Origin of the sequence: Lujinxingia vulgaris, from assembly GCF_007997005.1 — a bacterium.
Classification (GTDB): domain Bacteria; phylum Myxococcota_A; class Bradymonadia; order Bradymonadales; family Bradymonadaceae; genus Lujinxingia.
In genome coordinates, this window is the sequence record NZ_VOSL01000100.1 from 1 (window position 1) to 6,074 (window position 6,074).

Sequence of the window (6,074 nt, forward strand, 5' to 3'; positions counted from 1 at the left end):
CGCCGCCGCGCCCTCCGACGCCGTCGCCCAGCCTGGCCAGCCCGGCCCGGTCGCCCAGGCCGGGGCCTCACAACCTGCGCCGATGGCCTCTCAAACCGCGCCCGCGCCGGTGGAAGCCGGCGGGGTGGGCAAGACCGCGATCCTCGTCGCGCTCATCGTCGTGGTGCTCGGCGCCGGCGCCGCCTACTTTTTAGGCTTGATTCCTCCCGGCTAGCCCTACAATTCGCAGTCCCGCGCCGTACCCTTACCCGCGGAGCCGCCGTATCGCTCCACTCGTCTCTCTTCTGACCCGGTGGACCACGCTATGAATGACGTGCTCGTCATGATCCTGGCAGGCGGCGAAGGCAAACGCCTGCGACCGTTGACACTTGACCGCGCCAAACCGGCGGTGCCCTTTGGCGGGCGCTACCGCATCATCGACCTGGTGCTCTCGAACTTCGTCAACAGCGGCTTCTACAAAATCAAAGTCTTAACCCAATACAAAAGCGACTCGCTGATCAACCACATCAGTCGGGGCTGGCATCTTGCGCAGTTTATTGACCACTACATCGACGCGGTCCCCGCCCAGCAGCGCCGCGGCCCCCAGTGGTTTCAGGGTAGCGCCGACGCCATCTACCAGAACCTCAACCTCATCTATGATGAAGAGCCCGAGGATGTCTGCGTCTTCGGCGGCGATAACATCTACAAGATGGATGTGCGCCAGATGCTGGACTTTCACCGTCAGAAAGACGCGGACCTGACCGTGGCCGCCATCCCCGTGCCCGTGGAGCAGGGGCGCGCCTTTGGCATCCTGGAGATCGACCGCGACCACCGCATCGTCGGCTTTGCCGAAAAGCCCGATGAGCCTCGCGAGATCCCCGACCGCCCGGGCTGGTGTCTGGCGTCGATGGGCAACTACATCTTCAAAACCTCGAGCCTGGTCGAGGAGATCATCCGCGACGCCCACGACGAGGGCAGCGCCCACGACTTTGGCAAAAACATCATCACCAACATGGTGCGCTCCGGCCACCAGGCCACCTTCGTCTACGACTTCTCGACCAACGACGTGCCCGGTCAATCGGAGCGAGAGCGCAGCTACTGGCGCGACGTGGGCACCATCGATGCCTACTGGGAGTCGTCGATGGACCTGATCAGCGTCGCCCCGGAGTTTGACCTCTACAACCGTCGCTGGCCCATTCGCACCCACTACCAGCACTACCCGCCGGCCAAGTTCGTGCACGACGATCCGGCCACCAACCGCGTCGGCCAGGCGATCAACTCGATCGTGGCCGAGGGGTGCATCGTCTCCGGGGGCACGATCCGCAACTCGGTGCTCTTTCAGCGCGTGCGGGTCAACTCCTACTCCAGCATCGAGGACTCCGTGCTCTTTGAGCAGGTCGAGGTGGGGCGTCGCGCGCGCATCCGCAAAGCGATCATTGAGAAAGATGTCGTGATCCCGCCGGATACCGTCATCGGCTTTGATGAGGAGCAGGACCGGGCTCGATTCCCGATCAGCGACGCGGGTGTCGTGGTGGTGCCCAAGGGCTATGAGTTTGAGGCATGAGCACACCACCGCTCGATGTGCTCTTTATCTGGCATATGCACCAGCCCTACTACGGGGTGGGTCAGGAGGGGGACTTTGAGCTCCCCTGGGTGCGCCTGCATGCGGTCAAAGCCTACTTCGACATGGCCTGGCTGCTGGCCGAAAACCCGCAGATGCGCGCAACCTTCAACTTCTCCGGGAGCCTGCTTTTGCAACTTCAGGAGTGGGTCGACGGGGGGCGGCGCGATGCCTGGTGGCACCTCTCGCGCGCCTCCGTCGACGCGCTGAGCGCCCGCGATCGCCGCACGCTGGTCCATCATTTCTTCAGCCTCAATCACCCCCACGGGGTGCGCAGCCTGCCGCGTTACGCCGAGCTTCTCGACACGCGCGAAGCGCGCGGCGAAGAGGCCTGCGCACAGGAATGGGGCGAGCGTGAGTTGGGCGATCTGCAGATGCTCTTTAACCTGGCCTGGTGTGGGTTTGCCGCCCGGGAGGAGTATCCGCAGATCCGCGCCTGGCGCGACCAGGGTCGCGACTTCAGCCGGGACGATCGCCTCGCGCTGCTCGATCTTCATCTCGAGATCATGGCGCGCGTCGTGCCGCTCTACCGCAAGCTCTGGGAGCGCGAGCAGATCGAGGTGAGTGTCACGCCGATGTTCCACCCCATTGTGCCCCTGCTCATCGACACGGACGCCGCGCTGCGCGCCACCCCGCGCCGCCCCACCCCGCCAAGGCTTCAGGCCCCCGACCACGCTCGTCACCACATCACCCAGGCCCTGGACTGCGCCGAACACATCTTCGAGAGACGCCCCGTCGGCATGTGGCCCTCCGAGGGGTCCGTCTCCCCTGAAGCCCTCGCGCTTTTTGAGGAGGCCGGGGTGAAATGGGTCGCCAGTGATGAGGCGATCCTCGCAAACTCCTGCGACTTTGAGCGCGACCGCGACCTCTGGCGCTCCTGGCGGCTGAACCAGGCCCCCCAGACCGCGATCTTCTTTCGCGACCACGGCTTGAGCGACCGCCTGGGCTTCTCCTACGCGCACATGAGCGCCGAGGAGGCCGCCGCCGACCTCGTCGGCGCCCTGGAAGGCATCGCGCGCGCCGCCCACCGCGACGCCAGCCCTCGCCCCCTGACGGCCATCATCCTCGATGGCGAGAACCCCTGGGAGCACTACCCCGACGACGGCCGGCCCTTCTTGCAGGCCCTCTACGACCGCCTCCGCGACCACGCCGATCTGGTGCCATCAACCCCCGGCGACCACCTGCGCCACGGGGGGAATTCGGGACACCTTGAGCATCTGCACTCCGGCTCCTGGATCCTGGGGAACTACCAGATCTGGATCGGCCACCCCGAGACCAACCTCGCCTGGGAGCTCGTGGGCGAGGCGACGCGTTGGTTCGACGAGCAACCTCAACCTGACGAGGAAGATGCCCCGGCCCACCAGGCGTATACGAGCGCCCGCCAGGCCCTGATGATGGCCCAGGGCTCCGACTGGTTCTGGTGGTACGGCGACGACTTCAGCTCTGAGCAAGACGCGCTCTTCGACAGCATCTTTCGCGCGCTGCTGCGCCGGGTCTACACCACGCTTGGCCACGAGCCTCCCGAGCGGCTGCATCGCCCCATTCACGCCGCCAGCACCGCCCCGGAAGGGGCGGCCCACCGCGCGCCGACCCAGGCGATCACGCCGCGCATCGACGGGCGACGCGGCGGCTTCTTTGACTGGGAGGGGGCCGGCACGTACCTGCCCCGCAGCGGCTACGGCGCGATGTTTGAGACGACCCGCTACGTCGATCAGATCCTCTACGGTTGCGATGACGATCATCTCTACGTCCGTCTCGATCCCGGTCCCGACCTCCGAGGTCACCTGCACCTCGAGCTCCGGCTGAGCACCCACGCCGGCACCGCCACCATCGCGCTGCACATCACCCCCTTTGGCCAGCCCCGGGCGCTCAGCCCGGACGCGCCGGCGGCCCTGGTAGACTGGGCCTTTGCGCAATGCTGGGAGCTCTCCCTCTCTCGCGCCGCGCTCGACTGCCTGAGCGCCCCCCTGGTCGAGGTGCGCCTGGTGGTCCTCGATGGCACGCGCGAGCTTCGCCACCTCCCCGTCGAGCATCCCCTCACGATCGAACTCTCGGCCCCCTCAGACGACTGGTTCGTCTAGCCGATCTCCCAGGTGCCGTAGGGCGGCAGCTCCCGCATCGACTCGCGGATATAAGGCACATCGGCCTCCAGCTCTTCACGCGCGCCTTCGATGATGCGCTTAAGCTTGGAGTAGCTGTTGACGATGATCTGCAGCGGACTGGGCGGAGTGCGAAAGGTCTTATGAAACGACGCATAAGGCATGTTCGCCACCACCGCCGGGCGCGCGATCTGCTGGATGGGAATCCAGATGAGGTTGCGCCCGGTGGAGAGGGGCGCAAACGCGTCAAACGAGAGGATCTGCGCGTTGCGAGAGCCGACCGAGCCCCGCTGCACCGACTCCCAGGCCACCTTCGAGGGCACGTTGTTGACCACCCCGCCATCGCAGAGGCGCAGGAGTTGATGGCGCGCAAACACGCTCTCCAGAGGACCGATCGTCTCCGGATCATCGTGGAAGACGTCAAAGTGCAAAAGTCCCGGCACCGAGCAGCTAAAGCCCGCCGCCTCAATCACCGGAAAATGCTCCGTGCCCGGCTCCGCCCCGAAGACCACCTGGGTAAGTAGACGCGGGTTCTTGGAGAGCTGGCGCACTGCCCCGAAAAAGAGCTTGAGCTTGCGACGCAGGGCCAGCGGCGTCATGCCCTCCTCGCCAGACTGCTCGTACTCGCGGTCATCGAAGTGAAAGCCTTTGCGAACCCCGGTGGCCACGATCTCCAGCTTGATGGGAAGATCATCAAAACGCGGCATCCCGCTCCCCAGAAGCTCCTGAAACATCTCGCGCGCAAGGCGCATGATGTTCAGGTGGAACGCCCCGGGGAACCCGAAGCGCGAGTAGCCCGTAAAGGGTCGAAAGAGCGTGTTGTAATCCAGGTTTTTGGGCATCGCCAGCGCGACCGAGACCGGGTCGTAGCTGCGGTCGATCGCCCGTACAAGCCCCAGCAGGCTGCCCATGGAGCTCCCCACGATGAGCTCCGGGGTGATGCCCAGCTCCTTGAGCATCGCGAAGGTGCCCAGGTGCACAAGCCCCGCGCCCCCACCGCCGCCGAGCACGAGCACCAGCCGCTTCTGACGCAGCTCCGCGTCCAGGTGCTCCGCCCCGAAGGTGCTGGCGTGCCGGGTCAAAAGCTGCGAGCGCGTCTGCTCGACACGCATCGCCACCACCGGCGCGATCTCACGCAGTCCGTCGACGCGCACCTCGCCCGTCTCGGGCAAGAGCGGCACCAGCGACTCCACCAGCCAGCGGCGCAGCGCGTCGACGTCTTCGCTCAGCGAGATGTCATTGCCCACCGGGGTGCGAAAGAGGTTCATCTGCCCCAGCGCCGCCGCGTAGCGGAAGAGCGCCTGATGGCGCACGTGCAAGACGTTGGGTTGATCGACGATCAGCCTGATAAAACGCTGCTCAAAATCTTTGAGCTCGCGCACCCGCACAAAATGTCGACCGTATCGACTCAAACGCCACTCGCTGCTGCATGGTGCTCGCCGGTCCCTCAATGACCAACGCCGGCGCAGGTGCGCCGGCGCAGATTATCGGCGCTCACGCCGATCCTGGCAAAGAGATTTTCGCCACGGGCCGAAAGCACGCTGCTGGAGCGGGCTTTCGGCCGATGAGGATCAGCTCTTCAAAAAGGAGAAGAGCCCCTTCTTGGGTTGCTCGGCCCCTTCGCCCGCGGCGCCCTCGGCATGCGGGGGCTTCTTCTCGGCGACCACCTTCGCGAGCTCCACAAAGGCCTCGGTCACCGGGCTCTCCGGCTGACCCACGACCACCGGGCGACCGGCGTCGCCGCCCTCGCGCACCGTCAAGTCGAGCGGAATCTCGCCAAGCACCGGCGTCTCCAGACGGTCGGCCTCTTTGGCCACCTCGGCCGGGTTGCCGAAGATGAAGAACTCCTCTTTGGTCGAGGGCACCACGAACTTCGACATGTTCGTCACGATGCCCATCACCTCCACATTGAGGGTCTTGAACATCTGCAGGCCGCGCGCCGCATCGATCAGCGAGAGGTCCGACGGAGTGGTGACGATCACCGCCCCATCGACCGGCACCGTCTGGGCCAGCGCCAGCTGCGCGTCCCCGGTTCCGGGAGGCATATCGACGATCAGGTAATCGAGCCCGCTCCAATCCACGTCGCGTAAAAACTGGCGGATGATGCCCGTGACGATCGGCCCACGCCAGATCACCGGGGTATCCTCATCCATCAAAAAGCCCAGGCTCATCACGCGCAGCCCGTCGGCCTCCATCGGCAGGATGCGGCGGTTGCTGACCGCCGGCCGCCCGGAGATGCCCAGCAACGTGGGCAGCGAGGGGCCGTAGATATCGACGTCGAGAAGACCCACGCGGTGGCCGATCTTCTGCAGGGCCAGCGCCAGGTTCACGGCGACGGTGGACTTGCCAACGCCCCCCTTGCCAAACACCACAAC

4 protein-coding genes and 1 pseudogene are annotated in these 6,074 nt (G+C 65.6%); 3 read left to right on the top strand and 2 right to left on the bottom strand.

The features are described from left to right. From FRC96_RS22330 to FRC96_RS16170, 3 genes and pseudogenes are all read left to right on the top strand, one after another. Positions 1-214: pseudogene (locus FRC96_RS22330) on the top strand (hypothetical protein); the annotation flags it as partial. Positions 215-304: 90 nt separating this feature from the next. Further along, on the top strand, positions 305-1,543 hold the full coding sequence (gene glgC / locus FRC96_RS16165; protein WP_146975945.1) for a glucose-1-phosphate adenylyltransferase: 1,239 nt from the start codon (positions 305-307) through the stop codon (positions 1,541-1,543). Continuing rightward, a complete protein-coding gene (locus FRC96_RS16170) occupies positions 1,540-3,681 on the top strand; it encodes a glycoside hydrolase family 57 protein (RefSeq protein WP_146975947.1) in 2,142 nt (713 codons plus the stop codon). Before glgC ends, FRC96_RS16170 begins: the two co-directional genes overlap by 4 nt. On the opposite strand, the gene FRC96_RS16175 is transcribed toward FRC96_RS16170, so the two are convergent. Further along, the gene (locus tag FRC96_RS16175) at positions 3,678-5,111 is read right to left on the bottom strand and encodes a patatin-like phospholipase family protein (RefSeq protein WP_146975949.1); all 1,434 of its coding nucleotides are present in this window, start codon (positions 5,109-5,111) and stop codon (positions 3,678-3,680) included. The genes FRC96_RS16170 and FRC96_RS16175 overlap by 4 nt on opposite strands. 159 nt (positions 5,112-5,270) lie before the next feature. After that, on the bottom strand, positions 5,271-6,074 hold an 804-nt coding region (locus tag FRC96_RS16180), incomplete at its 5' end, for an Mrp/NBP35 family ATP-binding protein (RefSeq protein ID WP_146975951.1).